18 protein-coding genes are annotated in these 21,948 nt (G+C 47.2%); 9 read left to right on the top strand and 9 right to left on the bottom strand.

Annotated features, from left to right (window positions below; translation table 11 throughout):
* Positions 1-69 precede the first annotated feature (69 nt).
* Positions 70-1,512, bottom strand: coding sequence for a sugar porter family MFS transporter (locus tag OQJ86_RS16790; RefSeq protein ID WP_265988494.1), 1,443 nt, complete (start codon positions 1,510-1,512; stop codon positions 70-72).
* A 537-nt stretch (positions 1,513-2,049) separates the two neighbouring features.
* Here OQJ86_RS16790 and iolE point away from each other — a divergent pair.
* The 9 genes from iolE (at position 2,050) to iolG (ending at position 11,996) form a co-directional block, all read left to right on the top strand.
* The gene (iolE, locus tag OQJ86_RS16785; RefSeq protein WP_265988492.1) at positions 2,050-2,943 is read left to right on the top strand and encodes a myo-inosose-2 dehydratase; all 894 of its coding nucleotides are present in this window, start codon (positions 2,050-2,052) and stop codon (positions 2,941-2,943) included.
* Between the two features lie 93 nt (positions 2,944-3,036).
* Positions 3,037-4,908 carry a 3D-(3,5/4)-trihydroxycyclohexane-1,2-dione acylhydrolase (decyclizing) gene (gene iolD / locus OQJ86_RS16780; protein WP_005437835.1) on the top strand — a complete coding sequence of 624 codons (1,872 nt, stop codon included), beginning with the start codon at positions 3,037-3,039 and terminating at the stop codon, positions 4,906-4,908.
* A gap of 98 nt (positions 4,909-5,006) precedes the next feature.
* On the top strand, positions 5,007-6,182 hold the full coding sequence (locus OQJ86_RS16775) for a Gfo/Idh/MocA family protein (RefSeq protein ID WP_038881300.1): 1,176 nt from the start codon (positions 5,007-5,009) through the stop codon (positions 6,180-6,182).
* A gap of 12 nt (positions 6,183-6,194) precedes the next feature.
* Positions 6,195-7,181, top strand: coding sequence for a 5-dehydro-2-deoxygluconokinase (gene iolC / locus OQJ86_RS16770; protein ID WP_039840559.1), 987 nt, complete (start codon positions 6,195-6,197; stop codon positions 7,179-7,181).
* Between the two features lie 180 nt (positions 7,182-7,361).
* A complete protein-coding gene (locus OQJ86_RS16765) occupies positions 7,362-8,231 on the top strand; it encodes a 5-deoxy-glucuronate isomerase (protein ID WP_045405835.1) in 870 nt (289 codons plus the stop codon).
* A 10-nt stretch (positions 8,232-8,241) separates the two neighbouring features.
* Positions 8,242-9,069, top strand: a complete 828-nt coding sequence (locus OQJ86_RS16760; RefSeq protein ID WP_005437843.1) for a class II fructose-bisphosphate aldolase — start codon at positions 8,242-8,244, stop codon at positions 9,067-9,069.
* 72 nt (positions 9,070-9,141) lie between these two features.
* Positions 9,142-9,975, top strand: a complete 834-nt coding sequence (locus OQJ86_RS16755) for a MurR/RpiR family transcriptional regulator (protein ID WP_005437844.1) — start codon at positions 9,142-9,144, stop codon at positions 9,973-9,975.
* A gap of 185 nt (positions 9,976-10,160) precedes the next feature.
* On the top strand, positions 10,161-10,988 hold the full coding sequence (locus OQJ86_RS16750) for a sugar phosphate isomerase/epimerase family protein (RefSeq protein ID WP_265988486.1): 828 nt from the start codon (positions 10,161-10,163) through the stop codon (positions 10,986-10,988).
* A gap of 21 nt (positions 10,989-11,009) precedes the next feature.
* Positions 11,010-11,996 carry an inositol 2-dehydrogenase gene (gene iolG, locus OQJ86_RS16745; protein ID WP_265988484.1) on the top strand — a complete coding sequence of 329 codons (987 nt, stop codon included), beginning with the start codon at positions 11,010-11,012 and terminating at the stop codon, positions 11,994-11,996.
* Positions 11,997-12,090: 94 nt separating this feature from the next.
* Here the strand turns inward: iolG and sstT are convergent, their stop codons facing one another.
* The 8 genes from sstT to malT form a co-directional block, all read right to left on the bottom strand.
* Positions 12,091-13,308 (bottom strand): serine/threonine transporter SstT, encoded by a 1,218-nt coding sequence (gene sstT / locus OQJ86_RS16740; RefSeq protein ID WP_038868957.1) that lies wholly within the window; start codon positions 13,306-13,308, stop codon positions 12,091-12,093.
* 358 nt (positions 13,309-13,666) lie between these two features.
* Positions 13,667-14,743 carry a ribosome small subunit-dependent GTPase A gene (rsgA, locus tag OQJ86_RS16735; protein ID WP_042600543.1) on the bottom strand — a complete coding sequence of 359 codons (1,077 nt, stop codon included), beginning with the start codon at positions 14,741-14,743 and terminating at the stop codon, positions 13,667-13,669.
* Between the two features lie 257 nt (positions 14,744-15,000).
* Positions 15,001-15,309 (bottom strand): glucose PTS transporter subunit EIIB, encoded by a 309-nt coding sequence (locus OQJ86_RS16730; RefSeq protein WP_265988480.1) that lies wholly within the window; start codon positions 15,307-15,309, stop codon positions 15,001-15,003.
* Between the two features lie 178 nt (positions 15,310-15,487).
* Positions 15,488-15,955 carry a copper chaperone PCu(A)C gene (locus tag OQJ86_RS16725; RefSeq protein ID WP_042604779.1) on the bottom strand — a complete coding sequence of 156 codons (468 nt, stop codon included), beginning with the start codon at positions 15,953-15,955 and terminating at the stop codon, positions 15,488-15,490.
* Entirely contained in the window at positions 15,945-16,556 is a 612-nt protein-coding gene (locus tag OQJ86_RS16720) for an SCO family protein (protein ID WP_045405864.1), read from the bottom strand. The genes OQJ86_RS16725 and OQJ86_RS16720 overlap by 11 nt, the downstream gene beginning before the upstream one ends.
* A 9-nt stretch (positions 16,557-16,565) precedes the next feature.
* The gene (locus tag OQJ86_RS16715; RefSeq protein ID WP_005437869.1) at positions 16,566-16,991 is read right to left on the bottom strand and encodes a hypothetical protein; all 426 of its coding nucleotides are present in this window, start codon (positions 16,989-16,991) and stop codon (positions 16,566-16,568) included.
* 183 nt (positions 16,992-17,174) lie between these two features.
* Positions 17,175-18,092, bottom strand: coding sequence for a DUF368 domain-containing protein (locus tag OQJ86_RS16710; protein WP_265988477.1), 918 nt, complete (start codon positions 18,090-18,092; stop codon positions 17,175-17,177).
* Between the two features lie 697 nt (positions 18,093-18,789).
* Positions 18,790-21,498: an HTH-type transcriptional regulator MalT gene (gene malT / locus OQJ86_RS16705; protein WP_038881313.1), complete on the bottom strand. Its 2,709-nt coding sequence runs from the start codon at positions 21,496-21,498 to the stop codon at positions 18,790-18,792.
* Positions 21,499-21,948 lie beyond the last annotated feature (450 nt).

Here is a 21,948-nt window from a genome sequence, read left to right as displayed (position 1 = left end):
AGGTTTGCCTCCAAAAGCAAAAGGGAACAAGTGCTAACACCTGTTCCCTTTGTAAAACATTAAGTTATCTTATGCACGTGCTTCAGTCGCAGTTCCAGATACTTTTTTACCCAGTTTTTTCGCCATCGCTTCTTCCATTTTCTCCAAGCTGACGCCTTTGGTTTCAGGCACATACTTGACGACCACGAACATACAAATGAGCGACAACACACCGAATAACCAGAAGGCAAAGGCACCGTTGAAGTTCTCTTGTAGGTAGGCGTTTTCATTGAACATTGGGAATGACTGCGTCACGATAAAGCCAGTAAACCATTGTGCACCGACCGCGATAGCCATGGCACGAGAGCGGATACTGTTCGGGAAGATTTCTGAAATCATAGTCCAACATGCGCAGCCCCAAGAGGTCGCGTAAGACACCACGTACAGACAAAGTGCGAATAGCGCCGCGTAACCTTCCGTTTGCTGGTAAAGCACGTAGCCAACGATGAACATACCGAACGCACAGCCAAAGGTGCCGTATTTCATCAGTGGCAAGCGGCCGACTTTATCGATCAGGTACATACCCAAAGCGTTACCACCGATAAATACGATACCCACGAACGTGGTTTGGAATAGCGCGTTTTCAGTAGAGCCTGTGATTGGTTTTAAGATCTCCGGAGTGTAGTACATGATCACGTTGATACCGGTTAGCTGCTGGGCTGCCGCGACAAACGTACCGATAACCAAGATTGCGAACAATAATGGCGAACGCAGGCTGACCTTGTTCTTCTTCGCGCCATGACTTTCTACTAACGACTCTTGGATCTCTTTGATCAAGCGGTCCGCGTGTTTCGGGTTAGAAATTCGAGAGAGAGTATCTTTTGCTTCGGCGACTTTGCCTTTTAGTACCAGCCAACGTGGAGATTCTGGGATGAGGAACAACAACATTGCGAAAAGCGCGGCAGGAATTACTTCAGAGCCGAGCATCCAACGCCAGCCCATGTCTACTAGCCAAGCTTCTGACATGCCTTTTGCGATGAGGTAGTTAACGTAGAACACACCAGTCTGGCCAATAACTGCCGATTGCTGGAACATGCTCACTGCGCGACCTCGATAATCTTTTGGCGCCACTTCTGACATGTACATTGGCGATACTACACAAGCAAGGCCAACGGCGACCCCGCCGACGATGCGTAGAACAGTGTAGAAGGTGAAGTCGGTTGCGAGGGCGGAGCCTATAGCGGAAATAATGAAGAGGATGGCGGCGATAAAGAGGGTGTTGCGTCGACCGTATTTAAGGGCTGCCCAACCTGCGCTTACTGCGCCAATAATACTCCCTAGTACAACGCTGGATACGGCCCAACCGGTTTGTGCTGCTGACAATCCGAAATATTCACGGATTGGTCCAATTGCCCCAGAGATAACAGCAGTGTCGTAACCTAATAAGATGCCTCCGAGTGCAGCGATACAACAAATCCTAATGATGTAGGCGAGGTTGTGCTTTCGAGCTTCGGCCTTGGATGTAGCTTCCATTGTTTTTTCCTTTATTAGATCCCCAATCCTTCCCTTAACCATCGAATAAGAGCCAGTTGGGTAGCGGCCAATACTCCGCTTTGTAGGGTACGAGTATTGGATATCTATATTGCCGACTTGTTGTGTTTATTAGATGTATGAAAATTATTTTTCATTTGTCGGTTGGTTTAATCATATTTACTCTTTTGTTATTCGACTAGGTGTCTGTTCGTTTTTTATCCTAAAGTGTTATCCAAATCAAATAATGAAAAACATTTTTCATTTGATGAGCTTTATTTAACTTGATGATTTTAAATGATAAATTGTAAACTAGATCCAGATCATACTCGCTTGAAAGGCACGTGGCTATTAGCTTTTTTCATGATTTAACAATTTGATAACATCGATTGCTTTGATTGAAAAATATTTTTCAATTTGTCTTTTTTTCGCTAATGTAATTTCCAGTGAAACGAAATTGGTGAAAGAAAAGCATCGATAAAAACACGCTTTTGCTTCACGACATTTATTAAATAACGCAAACATTGTCGGAGAATAAAAATGAGCAACGTGCAATATGGAATTAGCCCACTGACTTGGACCAACGATGATATGCCTGAATTAGGCGGCGATATCCCATTGGAAACGTGTCTAAGTGAAATGGCAGAAGCTGGTTTCACTGGTACAGAGCTAGGTACTAAGTACCCACGTGAGCCAGAAGTTCTAATCCCTCTACTAGAAAAACATGGCCTAGTGCTCGCTTCTGGCTGGTACAGCGGCAATCTAATGAAGCTGACTGCGGAAGAAGAAATCGCAGCGATGCAAGAGCACATCAAATTGCTTAAGGCTGCTGGCTGTAAAGCAATGGTGTTCGGTGAAGTGAGCAACACGGTTCACGGCGACATCAACACGCCACTTTCTCAACGCGTGATCCTTACTATGGATGAGTGGAAAACCTACTGCGCGAAACTCACTCAAGTTGCGGAATACCTTCTAAACGAGCACGACATCAAGCTGTCTTTCCACCATCACGTCGGCACCATCTGTGAAACGGAAGATGACATCAACATGATGATGGAATTCACCGGCGAAGCCGTTTTCCTAACCCTAGATACAGGTCACATCACTTACGGTGGTGGTAACCCAGTGACCATGATCAAACGTTGGGGTCACCGTATTGGCTACATGCACTTTAAAGATCTGCGCCTAGAAGTGATGAAAGCCGCGCGTGATGCAGACAAATCGTTCCTAAACGCAGTGCTTGATGGCGTATTCACTGTTCCTGGTACAGGTGACGTGGATTACGACGACGTATTCGCAGCACTGAAAGAGCGCAACTACCAAGGCTGGTTGCTGGTTGAAGCAGAGCAAGACCCAGCGAAAGCGCACCCATTGACGTACGCGAAAACCGCTTACGAGAACATCACAGGCTACGCGAAGAAATACGGCCTATAAGAGCACAAGCAAGGAAGGGGAGATTCGTCTCCCCTGTATCAAGCCACGGAGACAACGTGGCTACAAAAATGATTGATACTACCGGGGAAGACAATGAAAACTGTACGCCTAACTGTTGCAGAAGCGCTAGCTCAGTACCTAGCCGCACAAATGATTGAAATTGATGGTAAAAAAGAACAGCTGTTTGGTGCGGCATTTGCCATCTTTGGTCACGGTAACGTGACGTGTTTTGGCCAACAGCTAAAAAATATCGAAGACAAAATTCCGACTTGGCGTGGTCAAAATGAGCAGTCGATGGCGACAGCGGCAATCGCATATGCCAAAGCGAACTTACGTCGTCGCATCGGCATCGCGACCAGTTCAATTGGTCCGGGTGCAACCAATATGGTTACCGCAGCAGGTATCGCGCACACAAACCGCTTACCAGTGCTTTTGATTTCTGGTGATGCTTACGTTAGCCGTCTGCCAGATCCTGTGCTTCAACAGCCAGAGAATTTCTACGATCCTTCTATCACTTGTAACGATGCGTTCAAACCGCTAACTCGTTACTGGGATCGCATTATCTCGCCAACGCAATTGATGCACTCATTGCCTCAGGCAATTGACACCATGCTTGACCCAGAAACCTGTGGTCCTGCGTTTATTGGCTTACCACAAGATATTCAGGGCGTGGCTTACGATTTCCCTGAAGTCTTCTTCCAAGAAAAAGTGCACCGCATTCGTCGTCCAGAGCCAGAAGTGGCAGATCTAGAAGATGCAAAAGCGGCGCTGCTTAGCGCGAAACAACCTTTGGTTATCTCTGGCGGTGGCGTGCATTACTCACTAGCAACGGACGAGTTGGCTGCCTTTGCGAAAAAACACAACATCCCAGTGGTTGAGACCATTGCTGGTCGCGCCACGATGCTGCAAGACAATCCTCTAAACGCAGGTCCAATCGGCGTGACCGGTTCAGACTCTGCAAACTACATGGCAGCGCATGCGGATGTGGTGTTGGCGGTGGGTACTCGCTTACAAGACTTCACGACGGGCTCTTGGTCGGTGTTCAAGAACCCAGATATGAAGCTAGTTACCATCAATACCGCACGTTTTGATGCCATTAAACATCGTGCTATTCCAGTTAAAGCAGACGCAAAACGTGGCTTAGTTGAGCTGTCTAACCTACTGGGCGATTTCCGTAGTAGTGACGAGTGGGCGGCAACGGCGAAAGCGCAAGCAGATGAATGGAAAGCCGTGGTGCATCGTCGTACTCATCCTCAACCAGGCGACCTACTCGACGGTACGTCTTCTTATGCAGAAGTGATTGGCAAGCTCAACAAATCTATGCAGCCGGGCGACACCGTACTTACGGCAGCGGGTGGCTTACCAGCAGAGCTCGCGATGAACTGGCAGAACTACCAAATTGGTAAGTTCGACATTGAATTTGGCTTCTCTTGCATGGGCTATGAAATCGCAGGTGGCTGGGGCGCGAAAGTTGCGAACCCAGATAACGATGTGGTTGTGCTCGTCGGCGATGGCTCTTACCTGATTCAAAACTCAGACATCTACTCGTCAGTTCTGACGGGTCACAAGATGATTGTCGTGGTATGCGACAACGGTGGTTTCGCGGTGATCAACAAGCTGCAAAACAATACGGGTAACGAGTCGTTCAATAACCTATTGGAAGATTGTCGCCGTCCTGATGGCGAGGTGGCTCGCGTGGACTTTGCTAAGCATGCCGAAGCGCAAGGCGCAATCAGCGAGAAGTTGACCTCAATCGACCAGTTTGATGACGCATTCCAACGTGCTAAAGAAGCCGACCGTACTTACGTGATTGTGGTTGACATCGACCCAGTATCGCCAATGGCTTGGTCTAAGTGTGATTGCTGGTGGGAAGTGGGACTTCCTCAAGTGACACGCAATGACGACACCGCTGAGAAAGTGGCGGCATGGGAAGAAGGCAGAGCAGCGCAACGCGCCGGCGTTTAAGCCCAAACCGATTTATGTATCAAAACATCCAGCTTTAAAACAGATTTCAACAATTCGATTTATAGGCTCTTAAGTAAGAGCCTATCAAGGAGTCAAACATGTTTAATGAAGAACGTCATTTTGAGCAACCAATCCGTTGGGCAATGGTCGGCGGTGGTCGCGGCAGTCAGATCGGTTACTCGCACCGTAATGCGGCACAGCGCGATGGCTTGTTCAAATTGGTCGCTGGTGCATTCGATTTGGATGCGGATCGTTGCCGTGATTTCGGTGAGAACTTAGGTCTAGATGGCGACCGCTGCTACGCAAATTACAAAGAAATGTTTGAGAAGGAAGCGCAACGCGAAGATGGCATTCAAGCTGTTTCAGTCGCAACGCCAAACTCAACTCACTACGAAATTTGTAAAGCAGCACTGGAAGCCAACTTGCACGTTGTGTGTGAAAAACCAATCACCTTCACGACGGAAGAAGCAGAAGAACTCAAACAGATCGCAGCAGAGCGCAATCGCGTGATTGGCGTGATGTACGGTTACAGCGGTTTCCCAATGGTTCAGCAAGCGCGTGAAATGGTGAAGCGTGGTGATCTGGGTGAGATTCGTGTTGTGAACATGCAGTTTGCTCACGGCTTCCACAACGAAGAATACGAGAAAAACGATCCAGGTTTGAAATGGCGCGTCAGCCCAGAAGTCTCAGGTCCAACTTATGTTCTGGGTGATGTGGGTACGCACGCTTTCTACCTGTGTGAAGTGATGACAGGGCTTGAAATCGACCGCCTGTCTTGCATGCGTCAAAGCTTCATCCAGTCACGTGCTCCGCTCGAAGATAACGCTCACATCATGATGCAATTCAAAGATGGTGCGGTCGGTACGCTTTGGGCATCTGCAGTGAATGCAGGTTCGATGCACCAACAAAAAATCCGCATCGTCGGTTCGAAAGCGTCCATCGAATGGTGGGATGAGCAACCAAACCAACTTCGTTTTGAAGTCCAAGGCGAAGCACCACGCATTCTTGAACGTGGCATGGGCTACCTATACCAAGATGCTCCGGGTGTGGCTTCCAACCGTGTTGGTGGTGGTCATGCCGAAGGTTACTTCGAATCATGGGCGAACCTATACCACCGTTTTGCGTTGGCATTCGATGCGGCTGACCGTGATGACCAGCAAGCGCTATCTGAAATTTGGTTCCCAGGTATCGACGCAGGTATCGAAGGCGTGCGCCTATGCGAGAAGTGTGTGGAATCTGCAGACCAGAACGCCGCTTGGGTTGAATACAAATAATAGGAACAGACGATGACAAACATTGCACTTGAAACAAATCGACCATTGGATGCCATCGTTTTAGGACGTGCGGGCGTAGATCTCTACGCTCGCGAAGCTAAAACCGACATGGCAGATATCTCTGGCTTCAACAAATTCGTTGGCGGCTCAGCAGCAAACATTGCGGTGGGCATTGCCAAGTTAGGCGGTAAGGTCGGCTTTATTGGCTGCGTGGCTGACGATGCATTCGGTGGTTACGTTAAAGGTTACATGACGGAGCAAGGCATCAACCTTGACGGTATGAGAACCGATGATTCTGGTTCGCGTACTTCGGTGGCATTCACAGAGATGAAGCCAAAAGATTGCACCGTGCTTATCTACCGTAACAACGCATCGGATTTGACCATCAAGCCAGAAGAGATCGACCCAGCTTACATCGCTAGCTCAAAAGTCTTGGTGGTCACGGGAACGGCATTGTCGGAAAGCCCAAGCCGTGAAGCCACTTTGATTGCGATGCAGCATGCGCGCCGCAGCAATACCTTGGTGGTGCTGGATGTCGATTACCGTCCTTACTCTTGGCGTACGGACACCGATGCTTCGATTTACTACGGTATTGCCGCGGGTCTTTCAGACATCGTGATCGGTAACCGTGAAGAGTTCGACATGATGGAAACCGTCATTGCTCCGGGCAACACCGATGATGACCAAACGGCGGCTCGATTCCTCACGGAGAACACGCAAGTGGTGGTGGTGAAAGCCGGTGAGCATGGCTCGAAAGTGTACGACCGTGCTGGTCATAAGTTCGAGCAAGGCATTTTCCGAGTAGAAGCCAATAAGCCATTTGGCTCTGGTGACTCATTCGCCGGCGGTCTGATTTGGACGCTAGTTACGGGTGGTTCGTTAGAAGAGGGCGTACGCAACGGCACGGCTGCAGCGGCGATTAATGTCAGCGGTCACAGTTGCACAGAAGCCATGCCAACCAAGGAACAACTATTCGATTTTATTGAGACGCGAAGTTAAGCACGGTTTGGTGCTTTCGGGCACCACATTGCTGCGCGTTTGGTCTCCCGGGCCGGTATGTCACTTGAGGGTAACCAAACAGTGCGCGTACACACCATCGTGGCCCGGCTTTTTTGTTAAGCCACTTTCAGAAGGATAGGACAGTCTCGTTATCAAACGAACTGTGAGGAGAAAAGAAAAATGGGAAAACACATTCCACCATTTGATAACAAGAATGAACCAATTATTGGTGCGAACGACGAAGTAACACCGCTATGTTACTTCAACCAAGTGTTCTTGAATCAGAACGAAACCTTTGACCATGTCATCGAAGGGTATGAGTCTGTCATCGTATTGGCTGGCGGTACTTGCAGCATCACCGTAACGAAAGACGGCGAGAGCGAAACGTTCGACAACATTGGTAAGCGTAAATCAGTTTGGGACGGCAACCCAGAAGCGGTTTATGTACCACTTGGCTACCGTGCGACCATTCAATGTGTGAGCGACAAGGCTGACGTCATGATTGCGGGTGGTAAGTTTGAAGCGTCACTGGAGCCTTTCTGTGTCCGCGAAGAGACCGTGGATATGGTTCAGTACGGTTCAGATGACACCAAAACACACCGCAAGATCAAACACGTGCTGGGTCAATCCAACGCAGATAAACGCGGTCGCTTATTGGTGAGTGAGCTATTCACCGTTGGGGCTGGTGGTTGGTCTGGCTTCCCTCCACATAAGCACGATGAAGATCGTGTTAAGCCTGACGGTAGCAAAGAAACCCTTTACGAAGAAGTGTACCAATTCCGCTTCAACCCAGACTTCGGCTTTGGTGCGCAGTTCCTATATGAGCACGAAGACGACTTTGGTCCGGTTTACCATGTGCGCACGGGCTCAGTGATTGCCATCGACAAAGGCTATCACCCAAGTGTGGCTGCTCCGGGTTACGAAATGTATTACTTCACCATCATTGTTGGCAAAACAGAGAAATCTTTGATTCAGCACTTCGATCCGCACCATGAATACCAAGTGGAAACGATCCCTGGCATCAAAGACATGATCGCGAAATTTAAGTAGGGGAATCATCATGTTGGTAAATTTGAATGACCTATTGCCGGAGGCTGCGGCGTCTAACTACGCTGTCCCTTGCTTTAATGTGTTCGGCTTTGAAGATGCACGTGCTGTTGTTGAAGCGGCAGAGCAAGTGAACAAACCTGTAATTTTAGCCTGCAACAAAGACGTAGTGGATTTTTATGGCGTAGAAACCGCTGCGGCGATGTTCCTAAATCTAGCGCACAAGAGCACAGTGCCTGTTGTGCTTCACCTTGACCACACTTACGAAGAAGACATCGTCTTTCGTGCGCTTAAAGCTGGGTTTAGTTCCGTGATGTTTGATGGCTCGCAACTGACGTTGGACGAGAACATTGCTCGCACCAAGAAAGTCGTGGAAGTGGCGCATGCGTTAGGAGCATCGGTAGAGGGTGAAATTGGTTCGGTGCCTTATGAAGAAGGTCGCGACCACATAAAATCTATCTACACAGAACCGGAAGACGCGGCGCGCTTTGCAGAAGAAAGTGGCGTTGATTGTGTCGCAATTTCTGTCGGCAACGTTCACCGCTTAACCGAGCCAACTTGTACTATCGATTTTGGTCGCTTAGACCGTATCGCAAATGCTGTGGCTGTGCCGCTGGTGATTCATGGTTCGAGTGGTATTCGCGATGAAGACATGCTCAAGCTCAAGCAAAGCCGCGTGTCCAAGTTCAATATTGGCACCTGTTTGCGTCAGGCTCTGGGTCATAATCTTCGCGATTACATGAATCAGGAACCACAAAAGTTTGACCGTATTTACTTCATGCAAAAGGCGATGCCTTATGTGAAAGAAGAAGCGGTACGAAACTTTGAATTATTATCTTAAAATAGCGGCCCCTTTTGTTACTATAAGGGGCCTCTATCTCCAAGCGTTCATTGATAGGAGAGCAGTATAACTATGGATGTTGAAGTGAAAGCACCTGCAGATTTAGACACACTAAAAGAGTTAATCGCAAAGCGTTACGACAGTTTGAGCGGGCGTTTGCAGCAAGTCGCGGATTTCGTAACTGACCAGCCGATGCTGGTGGCGGTAGAAACCATGGCGACCATTGCCAAGCAAGCCAACGTACCCCTGTCGACCTTGAGCCGATTCTCTAATGCGATGGGCTTTGATGGCTTCACTTCTATGCAAGTACTGTTTCGCGATCAATATTTAAATCGCCCGAGAGATTACAAAGAGCGCGTTCGTAAAGCTCGTGAGATGGAGGATGTCCCGCATGACTCGCCTCAAGCCATCTTCCAAGATTTCGGACACGCGAACATTGAAGCATTAGAACAGCTTCAAATGTCGGTCTCTCCTCAAAAATTGGAACGTGCAGTGGCTCTGATGGATGGTGCTGAAACCATCTACATTCAAGGTACTCGCCGCGCTTACCCAGTGGCTTTCTATCTTTGGTACGCCCTCATGAAATCTGACAAGAGTGTCGTGCTCTTGGATGATCACGGTGGCATGTTGTCTCCGTTAACTCGACGAATGAACGATAAAGACGTTCTGTTTGCTATCACCTTCAATCCATACGCGGAAGAAACCAGCCAGCTGATTGATGATGCTTGCAAAAAGAACGTGCCGATTGTCTGCATTACCGATAACCAAATGACGCCTCATGGCAGCAAAATGGATGTCTGTTTTGAAGTGCAAGAAGGCGAATTGATGGGCTTCCGTTCGCTCAGCAGCTCCATGTATTTGGCGCAGGCGATTGCGGTGAGTCTGATTTGTCGAGAAGTGAAGTAATTTCATCGCTCAGTAATCTCGAATAGGGACGCGATCCTGCGAGCGAATACGCAGTAAAGCGCGCAGATTTTTCCATACCTTTGTCCACTGATTAGGTGCAACTTAGCGGTTGTGCTGCGGGTTTGCTCGAGCTGAATTCGGCTTATGTCCTGCAATGTACAGGGCAATGAGAAGAGGTAAATCTGATGCGTTTTGCTCTACATGGCATGTGCTCTCTGCACAGCAATATTCTATCTGATGTCCGACTTGCCAAAGAAACTGGCTACCAAGGGCTCGAAATCCACACCGAAAAACTCTGGCGTTATATTCAAGCTGGCTTCACTGCTGAACAACTCAAACAGCGCATGGATGAGTTTGGCATTGTCCCAACAGCGATCGACATCATTGGCGCAGTTGAAGTGACAGATAAAGCCGGCCAACTTCAATTGTTCCAAGATTCAGAGACGTTGTGCCGTTTTGCGCAAGCCGTGGGTGCACCTACCATCCAGCTCAATGCTTTTGAGGCATTAAATGGCTTAAACAAAGAGCAAAACATCGAACTCACGGCGCAGAACATTCGCCAGATTGTCGACATTGGTAAGAGCTATGGTATCCGTTTCCAATATGAAGGCGCGGCTTGGACTCCAATCGCCAAGTTGGAAGATTACTTCCGCCTGTACGACGCCGTCGGCCGCGACAACTTTGGTTTTGTTCTGGATACATGGCACTTATGGGCATGTCGCGGGGCAACGTTGGAGCAAGTGGCAAATATCGATGCCGAGCTGATTTACAACGTGCACTTGTCTGACGGTAAGCGTCCTGCTCCGGGCGAGGCTTGGCCCGATGAGCGCGCTCTACGTGGTTACTTGTTAGGGCAAGGTGAGGTGCCATTAAAAGAATGGGTCGATGCGATTCGCCAAACAGGTTACGACGGCTTCTATTCTGGTGAATTCCTCAATGACCAACTGTGGGAAGGGGATTACTACGACATAGCCACAGATATGTTGGCGGGCATGAAGCGTCAATTCGATTAAGCGACACAGAAGGGAATTACTATGTTTAATATTGCTTTATTTGGAGCGGGTCGAATTGGTCAAGTCCATGCGGTCAATATCGAACGTTCACCAGAAACCACGATTTATTCGCTTATCGAACCTTATGAAGTCTATGCGGATCAGTTTTGTGCGCAGTATCCGCAGACAAAACGCCAAACCGTAGAAGAGGCGATGGCGGATGACGACGTTCATGCGGTGTGCATTTGCTCTTCAACCGACACTCATGCGGATTTGATTGAGCGAGCAGCAAAAGCAGGTAAAGCCATCTTTTGTGAGAAGCCAATCGACCTTGATTTGGGGCGAGTACGTGATTGCTTGGGCGTAGTAAATCAGCATCAAGTGCCTTTCTTATTAGGCTTCAATCGCCGCTTTGACCCGCATTTCCTGAGTCTTAAGAAAGCGTTGGATGACGGCCAAATTGGCGAACCAGCAAGCGTAATTATCACCTCTCGTGATCCTGCGCCACCGCTAGCACAATACAGTAAGTCGTCCGGTGGTATGTTCCGTGATATGACGATTCACGACCTCGACATGGCGCGGTTTATCTTAGGGGAAGATCCCATCGCGGTTACTGCACATGGCAGCTGCAAGGTAGATCCTGCCATCGGTGACGCGGGAGATATCGATACCAGTGTGGTGACGCTTACATTCCCTTCTGGCGCGATGGCGACGATTCATAACAGTCGTCGCTCTGGTTACGGGTACGATCAACGTCTCGAAGTGCATGGCGAGAAAGGTATGCTGCAAGTGGCGAATCTAACTGAAAATCTAGTCAGCCGCAGTACAGAAACAGGGCAAACAGGCGCAACACCGAAGTACTTCTTCTTAGAGCGTTATGAGCGTGCTTACGTGGCGGAATGGCAACACTTTGTTGAAGTACTGAAAGGCGAAGCGCCATGCTGCTCTGGCATAGATGGCGAGATTGCTCTGACGCTAGCGGATGCTGCGTTAGAGTCGATGCAAACAGGGAAGACGGTTCGTTTGTAAGTCTCCCTTAACAGGAAACAAAAAGGGGAGCCGCATTGGCTCCCCTTTCTATTTCCTACACCAAAGATGCGTAAATCTTACTGATGCTTAAGTCTTACTGAGTTTTTTGCTGTTCTGATTTGCAAACAGCGGCAGTGAAGATAACGTCTGTTGAGCTGTTTAGCGCTGTTTCAGCAGAGTCTTGAATTACACCAATGATGAAACCAACTGCTACAACCTGCATTGCTACGTCGTTTGAAATACCAAACAGACCACATGCCAGTGGAATCAGTAGTAGAGAACCACCAGCAACACCAGATGCGCCACACGCTGATACTGCGGCAACAATACTTAGAAGTACTGCTGTCATGAGATCAACTTCGATGCCCATAGTGTGTACTGCTGCTAGCGTTAGCGTTGTGATGGTGATTGCTGCACCTGCCATGTTGATGGTCGCGCCCAGCGGGATAGATACAGAGTACGTATCTTCGTCTAGGTCTAGCTTCTTACATAGGTTCATGTTCACTGGAATGTTCGCAGCACTTGAGCGTGTGAAGAATGCTGTTACGCCACTTTCACGTAGACATTGGAACACCAATGGGTATGGGTTTTCTTTCGTTTTGAAGTATACGATCGCTGGGTTAACCACTAACGCAATGATCATCATCGAACCTAGCAGTACCGCTAGCAGATGTGCGTAGCTCGCTAGTGCGCCAAACCCTGTTGTTGCAAACGTGGATGCAACTAGACCAAAGATACCGAATGGCGCAAGACGAATGATGAAGCGAACAATGTGAGAAACACTGTGGCTTAGATCTTCGAATACCGCTTTCGTCGTTGCTGATGCGTGGTGAAGAGCAAGACCAAGACCAACACCCCAAGCAAGAATACCAATGTAGTTAGCTTCTACTAATGCGTTTACTGGGTTATCAACCAGTTTGAACAACAAGGTTTGTAGAACTTCTGCGATACCTTGTGGTGGCGTTGCACCTTCAGCACCGGTTACTAGCGTTAAATTGGTCGGGAAAAGGAAACTTAGTAATACCGCGGTTAGTGCTGCAAAGAAGGTACCCGCTAGGTAAAGAACCACGATTGGGCGCATGTAAGTGTGTTGGTTTTTCTTTTGGTTCGCGATAGACGCTGCGACCAAAATGAACACCAAGATCGGTGCAATGGCTTTTAGTGCGCCAACAAAAAGGCTACCAATCATGCCAACACTTTGAGCATGGCTTGGAGAAATTGTTGCTAGTAAGATACCAAAGACGATACCGACGAGGATTTGGAGAACGAGGTTACCGCGAGCATATCGGGCAACGAGACTGTTGTGTTGCATACATCATTCCTGCAATGTGATGTCTGAGCAAGCGCGCAAAATTCAGTCATTACACGGCGTAACGTTCCTCGTAAAACAAGGGCTGAAGGTTGGAATTGCTTTGCTAAGACGTCCTGATTATCAATTATCCTGTTTTTATAAATTCAGCCATATTCTTGCTGAATATCACATATCTTAGCTTGGTAATATTTTGTGTCTAGTTTTAGTTTGTTCTTAGTTTAAATGTTTGCTTGATGTTGCTATTATTGGTCTTTTGTGTTGATTTGTGTCGCCAAGTATGAATGATGGTTTTTCATTAAGTTATTAAAAAAGGAGGCGTTAGCCTCCTTTGTTCTATTGATTACCTAAATACTACAACTTAGTAACCTTGTTGGCGTTTTCGCTTTTCTCCGACGACATTACGTACCATCTTTCCAAATTGCTTGCTTTGCGCTCGCTTCTTAGCAAGTGTCGCGCCGTTATGGGCTTGTTCGCGCAGTAACTTCTGGTAGTTAGTAAAGCGGCGCATCTCCAACGTGCCATCTTCAATCGCAGCTTGAACGGCGCAACCTGGCTCTGTTTGATGCTGACAATCACCAAATCGGCATTGCTCTGCTAATGCTTCGATATCAGAGAAGGTCTCACTAACGCCAGCTTCGCAATCGGTCAATTGGATCTCACGCATTCCTGGCGTGTCCATTAAGACGCCGCCAGAAGGTAACAAGTGAATAGAGCGAGAAGTGGTAGTGTGTCGACCTTTGCTGTCGTCTTCACGGATACCACCCGTTTCTTGTTCTTGTTCGCCTAGTAGCGTGTTCACTAAAGTGGATTTACCCACACCAGATGAGCCAATAAAAGCAACGGTTTGCCCTTCGCCGCACCAACTCATTAACTTGCTTACGCTCGATTCATCTAGGCCATTTACGCTTTCGACCATTAGCAATGGATCGAGCCTTTGCACCTGAGTTTTTAGTTCATCGACATCGTCACATAAATCGGCTTTGGTCAGCACAATCACGGGCTCAACATCGGCTTCATTGACCAAAGTTAAATAACGCTCAATGCGGCTGAGGTTAAAGTCGTGGTTGACTGAACAAACGATAAATACGGTATCCACATTTGCGGCGATAAGCTGCTCGGCAACCTTGCTGCCTGCGGCTTTACGACTGAATAAGCTGCGGCGTTCAAGTAAACGAGAAAACTGCTGTTGGTGGTTTAGTATCACCCAGTCGCCCACTGTCATGCTGGGTAGTGAGGCTTGGATAGGCAAATGGGTTTCACCTTGCTCGCTTACCACGACATAGCCACTGCGATGGTGAGCAATCACTCGCGCGAAGAGCGTGTCTTCGTAATCGTCTAACGTCAGTTGTTGTTGAAAAAACGGTTTCCAACCTAATAGCTTTAACGGGTTAGGTTGAGTAAGTAGTGTTTCACAAAAAGAATGTGTTTTATTCATTGTTGAATTATCCCAGACGCCACAAAGCGCCTTAATACAAATCGTATGAGGGTCTAATTCGCATAGAGCTGACCCCGGTGGAAACCGGGCAAAGAAGGGAGGTGCTGTGGCTTAGCCACGAGAAAAAGTTGGACGTTTACCCTTTCACTGCCCAGTTAGTGTTATTCATTACAATCATCATATTTCCTCTTCGTTGGTGAGTTAACGGCCGGAGTATAGCGGCTGTGATTCGAATCTTACAACTCCTTTGCGCTTTTTTAGAGCGATACGTGCTTTATTCGACGTTCTTCCATCTCTTGTGAATAAGTATTGGCTTTTACGCCGTAGATGATTTGGATATGTCGCTCATCGATGATCACCACACCATGCGCTCCATGTTCTTTTAATGCTTTTTGGTTCACGATAGCGGTGCTTTTTAACGTTAGGCGTAGCCTTGTCGCGCAAGCGCCCGTTTCGACCAAGTTATCCAAACCGCCAATGGCTTGTATCACGGTGTCGACATCTTGTTCCAGATTTGGATTCACTTGCGTCAGCATTTTGAAGACGCGAGAAAGGGCTTTTAACATGGCGAGAAACTCGTTTGGCAGCAAAGCCTTGTTTATATCTCAGCTGCGGCTGCTTAGCTCTGATTTAGGACACAAAATCATGCATTGATAGCTTGGTGAATACTGCTCAGAGAAAAGGGAGAGGAATAAAAAAGCTCCTCACGTTGGAGGAGCTTTGAACTGATTTGCCGAGCAACAATTAATGCTGATGCTCGTGCTTTTTCATTCCAGCCATGACTTTTTTAACCGGTGCGGTAAAGCTTTGCTTTTGACCATTGTCGTAAGTCACGGTGACTTCGATTTCGTCGCCTTCATTAAGCGGCTGTTTAAGGTCGAACAGCATGATATGCAGGCTGCCAGGTTTTAGCTCGGTGGTTTCTTTTGCTGTTAGTGTGATGTGATCTACTTGACGCATCTTCATCACATCACCTTCTTTAATCACATCGTGCAGCTCAACTTTGCCTGCTGCTGGTGTTTCTGCTGCAACGATATTGATGTCTTCTTGGCTTCGGTTAGCGAATGTCACGAAGACCGCGCTTGTCGTTGCGCCTGGCGCCATCGCTCGTGCGTATGGTTCATGAGGCATCACGTTTAAGTTTGCTTGAGCAAATGGGCTCAGAAGAAGGGCGGTAAGTGCCAGACTCTTGATGGCTTGTTTAGCTTTCATTGGTTTTTCCTTCTGCTGTCAATTTTGAAATCGCCTCGACAATTGGTGCAGGCGTTAGGGTATGAGGCACTTTGGTGATGAGTGTGCCGTCGGGCTTCAAGAAATAGAAATATGAGCTGTGGTCGAGAGTGTATTTCAGCTCAGAACCTTCGAGTTCCGTTTTACGGAAGATAACACCGTACTTGTGAGCAAGTGGGGTGGTGACATCCAACGGTGCTGACAGGCCTTCAATCATAGGGTGGAAGTAGTGCGCGTATTTGGCGGATGCATCGGCTTCGTCGCGCTCTGGATCAAGCGAGATAAACATCGGGCGCAACTGTGCTTTTTGCGCATCATCGATTTGATTGAGTGCGCCTGCTAGCATGGCTAATGAGGTCGGACACACGTCTGGGCAACGCGTAAAGCCAAAGTAAACAATGCGAATGCGATCATCGCTGGTATCGAAGATATCGACAGGTTTATCGCCTTCGCCGAACAACACACTTTGTTCGGTCGCGACTTGTTGTTTTTTCTCTACGTCTTTTTGTCCATCTAGATACGTTTTGGTACCAAAGCCGAGGACAAAAGCAACCACGAGAAAAAGAGACCAATTACGGCTCATATCAATTCCTTATCTTTGCATTTTGAGGGCTGGGTAGATGGTGTCTTTACCGTCGGAAAGCTCACCAACCCACGTCATCGAATCTTGTGTACAAACGGGCAATGTCACGTCGCCCACGAATTTACCCGGCGCCACTTTCTTCAGCATGAATTTTGGCTCGCCCATTTCCATTTCTCGACCAACCAAACTTAATACAAGCTGATCGGCTTCGCTGTCTTGCCATTCGACTTCGAGTTGAGCGGGGATCAGAGGTTGAGCAGTATCGACGCTAAGCGTCATCGCAACATCATGTTGGATGCAAGGTTCAGTAGAGAGGAAACAGTATTCATCGAGCGACTTAGGCTCGGGCGCTGAAGAGAAGTTTTTGATCAGGGTAGGCGCGTAAAAGCCAGCAACCAGTGCAACGGCTATCCCTGCGATTTGTAACACTTTCATTAAGATTCAGTATTTATCACTTAACATTGTCTGCATCCTAGCACAGATGGAATGTACGAAAACTCGTAACTTCAACAAATTGTGCGCTATCCCCATCTATTTGAAACCTATTGTTTGTAAAGCGTAAATAAAAAAGCGGAGCCAATGGCTCCGCTTCTTAAATGATGGAATAGTGGTTCAGATTTATTTGTTTGAATCCGCAAACTTTTCTAAACCAAGTACCAGTGCAATAGCAGCTAGCATCATGATCACGGCTAACACCAGTTGTGATGGTTGAGACGTGATGTGCTCAAACTCAAACGGTGACAGGTTTTGCTCTAGCAATGGCACTTGTTCACCTTTCGAGTTTGTACGCCATGTTAACGTCTCTTTCCAAGGCCAGATCTTCGGTAGCGTGCCGATCATCAAGCCTGTTAGGAACATCAAAGTTAAATCGCGGAATTTGCGCAGTAACCAAGATAACAGGTGAGAGAAAGACAATAGACCGACCACACAGCCAACAAGGAACAATGCAAGAATATCAACTTGGAACCCTTTCACTGCGCCTAGTACAGGAGCGTACATGCCGATCAACAGCAAAATAAAGCTGCCTGAGATGCCCGGTAGGATCATTGCACAAATCGCAATCGCACCTGCAAGAATGGTGTTGATTGCAGTTGGCTCCATGTGAAGTGGTTTTAGTACCGTGATGCTGTAGGCAAAGCCAATACCAATCAAGAGGGCAACAAAGCGAATCGCATCGCGTTTCTCTACTTGGCGAATGATGTGGTAGACCGACACCAAAATCAGGCCGAAGAAGAAAGACCAGATTGGAATTGGGTGGGTTTCTAGTAGCCAACTGATCAGTTTTGCCAGTGTTGCGATACTAGTGAAAATGCCCGCAAACAATGAAATCAGGAAGAAGCCGTTAATATGGTTAAATACGGCTTTGAAGCCATCTTTTTTCCAAATCGAGAAAAGTGATGGGTTAATACGTCGAATGCTTTCTAGCAGCGTGTCGTAAATGCCGGTAATGAATGCAATGGTGCCGCCTGATACGCCAGGGACAACATCAGCTGCACCCATGGCTATTCCTTTAAAGTAGGTGATTAGATAGTTCATTTCTCAAGTACTAAGTCATGTTGATGGCAGTGAGTATACAAACATTGATGTCAAAAAAGTATGAAATAGTGTTTCGGAAGAGTTCGAAATGATGGCTTATCGGAGAAACACAAACTCTATCGCGAGTTTGAACAAATAAAACAGAACGATAAGCGAGATTTAGCAATGTGAAGAGGGGAAATATAAAAGGCGCAACACTGTCTAAATCATCCTAACTAAACAATAAATATCGTGAATCTGGCCATTTGATGATTTATTTATCATTTATGAAGTATGATTGCGTCTTGCAACTGCGTTTTGCGTTTTGGTTTTGCATATTGCAAATTTATCCGTTCTGGTCTGATCTGATATGAGATCTTGTGCCCAAAAATAAAGCTTTTCAAATTGGCATGATTAATGCATAATTCTTTTCGACCCTTCTTAAGCCGAGGGTCACCTAGCCAACTGACGTTGTTAGTGAATACACATTGTTCACATCATACATAAGCCAATCGCCTTAATTGCGGTTGGCTATTTTTTTGTCTGTAGTATACCCAAATAACCTTGAGATGCTTGATTCTGCGAGAATGACTCGGGTATATATGTACAACGTTTCCTACGTGCTTTGCAATTTGCACTTTTCAACGATTAATGAGCAATAAAAAGGGCTGACGCATAACGCCAACCCTAGTATCTAGCACTAATTTATTCAGTCCGATCAGTACCCCATCAACTGCAACAGATTTTCCGCTGTTACGATGGCTTCCTTACGGTTAGCAATGTTGAGCTTTTGGTACAAGTTACGAATGTGAGTCTTAATCGTTGTGCCTGCGACATCCAACTCTTGCGCGATTTGTTCGTTGCTAAAGCCTGAGTAGATTAGACCAAGAACTTGCCATTCGCGTTGAGTCAGTGGACTTGTACGAACCAGTTCCGGTACGTTCGGGTGATTCACCAATTTCTCAATAAAGTCTTCATCGAAGTGAATAGAACGACTGCGTTGGTTTGATGAAATGTCTTTCATCAATTGCTGAGCACGATGACGTTCTAGGTCACCGAGTTCGTGACGAAGACTTAGCTTCTCTAACAGACCACCAATGGTGGCTCCATCAGTAAGGAAGTTACCTACCATGCCAGTTTGGTTCGTCATAACTAGGGCTTCTTTCAATAGCGCTTTCGCTTGGTCTTCGTCTTTTTGGCGTGCTGCCAAGATAGCCTCTACAACCAAGTTGCGGTTTGTATCCGTCACCAAATTCGTACGACTAGCTTCGCTTTGCAAAAAGTTCAGTGCCTCACGTGCTTCATCATATTGGCCTAGGTTGATATGAGCGCGAGCAATGTTACGCCATTGCAGTTGTTGGAAGTGATTACATGCGGATTCAGGGCGAACGGCAGTATTCAACCATTCTTGAATCGCTTCTGTGTTACCGCGCGCTTGCCAGAACAAGATCAGAGAAAGTGATGCGTTCGCAGTCCAATCTACGTGGTAAGTAGACTGTTTCATCAAGTGTTGGATGTGCTCAATGAATTTTCCTGCTTTATCGAGTTCACCACGGCCAATTGCAATACGTGCCAGCATTGAGTAGCTATGTAAGTGCTTGCTTGGTGAGTGATTTTCCAGAATTTGCAGACCTTTGTACGCACACTCTTCCGCTTCATCCAGACGGTTCCAACACCACAATACTTGAGCGCGAATACGCAGCAAGAATTCATGAAGGGGTACGTGTTGTAGCTGCTGGTCTTCGATCAGACGGAAGCCTGAGTCTTGCAGTTCAAATGCTGCTTGAACGTAACCTTGCGCAATCATAATTTCGCTTTGCTGCAGGATTGCCCACAACGCTTGGTGGTAAACCTGATACTGGCGAGCCAGCTTTTCGGTTTGCTGCATCATTGGCAACGCACGATCGAGCTTACCTAATACGTGGTTAACTTCACCGACGACCGATGTCGCCACGATGCGACTGCGGTACACGGTAGGGTCAAGTTGACTCAATGCCAGTTCGGCTAGTTCCAATGCACGCTCTGGTTGGTTGCTGTTGATCGCAACTTGAGCGAGCAGGGCGTGGGCTTGGCCTTGGTAGCCAGAATCCAACTCGATATCTCGCTTAGTGTGTTCTTCTTCGGCTTCTGCCAGCAACTCGCCCACTTGATTGTAACGGTGTTGGCTTTGTGCCAACCATGCTCTTAGCATCGACAGTTTTGGATGGCTGAAGAGTAACTCTTTATCCAGTTTGTTGATCGCCGATTCTAAGGTGGTTAACTCACCTTGGTTAAACATCTTCCAACCAAATTCATTTAAGATTTCGACGATCAAGTCGGTATCATGAGATTTCTGCGCATGATGAATGGCTTGATGCGGTGCTTTCTGGTTCAACCAAGCAACGGCGGCATTACGATGTAGGTCTTTTTCTTGTTGTGGAATTCGAGCAAGACGTTCATGAGAAAGGAATTCGCCAAATAAATTGTGGAAGCGGAACCAGTTTTGCTCACCTTCCAGCGGATAGATGAACAGACCATAACGGTTCAGAGATTCAATCATACCTAGCGCGTCTTCACGCTGTGTGAGTGCGAAAACTAACTCATCATTGAAATGGTCCAGCACCGACACTTGCATTAAGAAGTGGCGTGTTTCGTGATCAAGCAAATCAAACACTTCCTCGACAAGGTAATCCCATAGGTGCGCATGATTAAACTGGGAAACCGACTCGACGGTTTGTGCCAGTGTGCGGTTTTGATGCTGTGCTTGCAGCGCGATCAATTGCAACGCTGATGGCCAACCTTCTACATAAGTACGTAGATTGTTTGCCATGTCTTCATCAATGCCATCGGCAATACGTTGGTTGAAGAAACGTGTGGTCTCCTCTGTATCGAATGCCAACATTTCGTTGCCAATCTCAATCATCAAATCGCGTACGCGTAAGTTAGCCGTACCTAAAGGTGGTGCCGCACGGCTTGTCACAACCACGGTTAGGTTGTCTGGCATGTGCTTTAAGAAGAAGCGCATGGACTCATGAATTTCGTCGTTGGTGATCAAATGGTAATCGTCCAAAACGACGTAACACTCATGCTGAAAATCTGCCATCTCAGCGAAAACTTCGCTGAATAGAGAACGCAACGAAGAGAACTGACGTTTCTCCGCCAGTTTTTGAGCATTAGAGCAGTTGTAGTTGGTGGCTTTATTTAAGGCTTGCAGTAGATAGTTAACGAAGCGGAAACCATCGTTATCACTGTCATCAATGCTGTACCAGCCAACATTTGGTTTGTCTGACAGCCATTGTGCTGCCATGGTGGTTTTCCCGTAACCAGCAGGCGAGCGGAATAATACTAATTTGTAGTAAGGCGCTTGTTGTAGTAAGTCCAATACTCGCGGACGGACGATCGCGTTATGCAAACGACCTGGACGAGTAAGTTTAGATGGAATCCACATTATTGATTCTGTCCTTGTTTTTTGAGCTAGCGAAACTAGAAAACTGACCCACACCACTAAAAATTTTAGTTTGTATGAAAAGTGTACAGGCTTGTGAGTCGTTTGGGATGGTACGACATCAGAAATACCTCTTACTTTGATCCACTTCCTAATTCTCGAGAGTTGATGAAAATGCCGTCAACTACGCCCTATATTTGTGATTCTGGTCACTTAAACGTCGATGGTATTGATTTCATGTAGTTTGAGTTGCACATCTATTACGAAAAAATTATTGATGTTAAAAGACGTAATGTGATCGATTAGACACTTTTTACATTGGAGTGGGAAGGGGTCATAAAAACCGTCATGAACAAATTTTAATCTTTCTCAAGATTGGTTGTGATCCGAATCACTAAGAACAGGACGAGAGACAGCTGTGTTGCGATTTGGATCACTAACTTTTCAATGGTA

This window comes from Vibrio sp. Sgm 5 (genome assembly GCF_026241575.1).
Lineage (GTDB): Bacteria > Pseudomonadota > Gammaproteobacteria > Enterobacterales > Vibrionaceae > Vibrio > Vibrio jasicida.
This window is presented reverse-complemented; position numbering and strand designations above follow the sequence as displayed.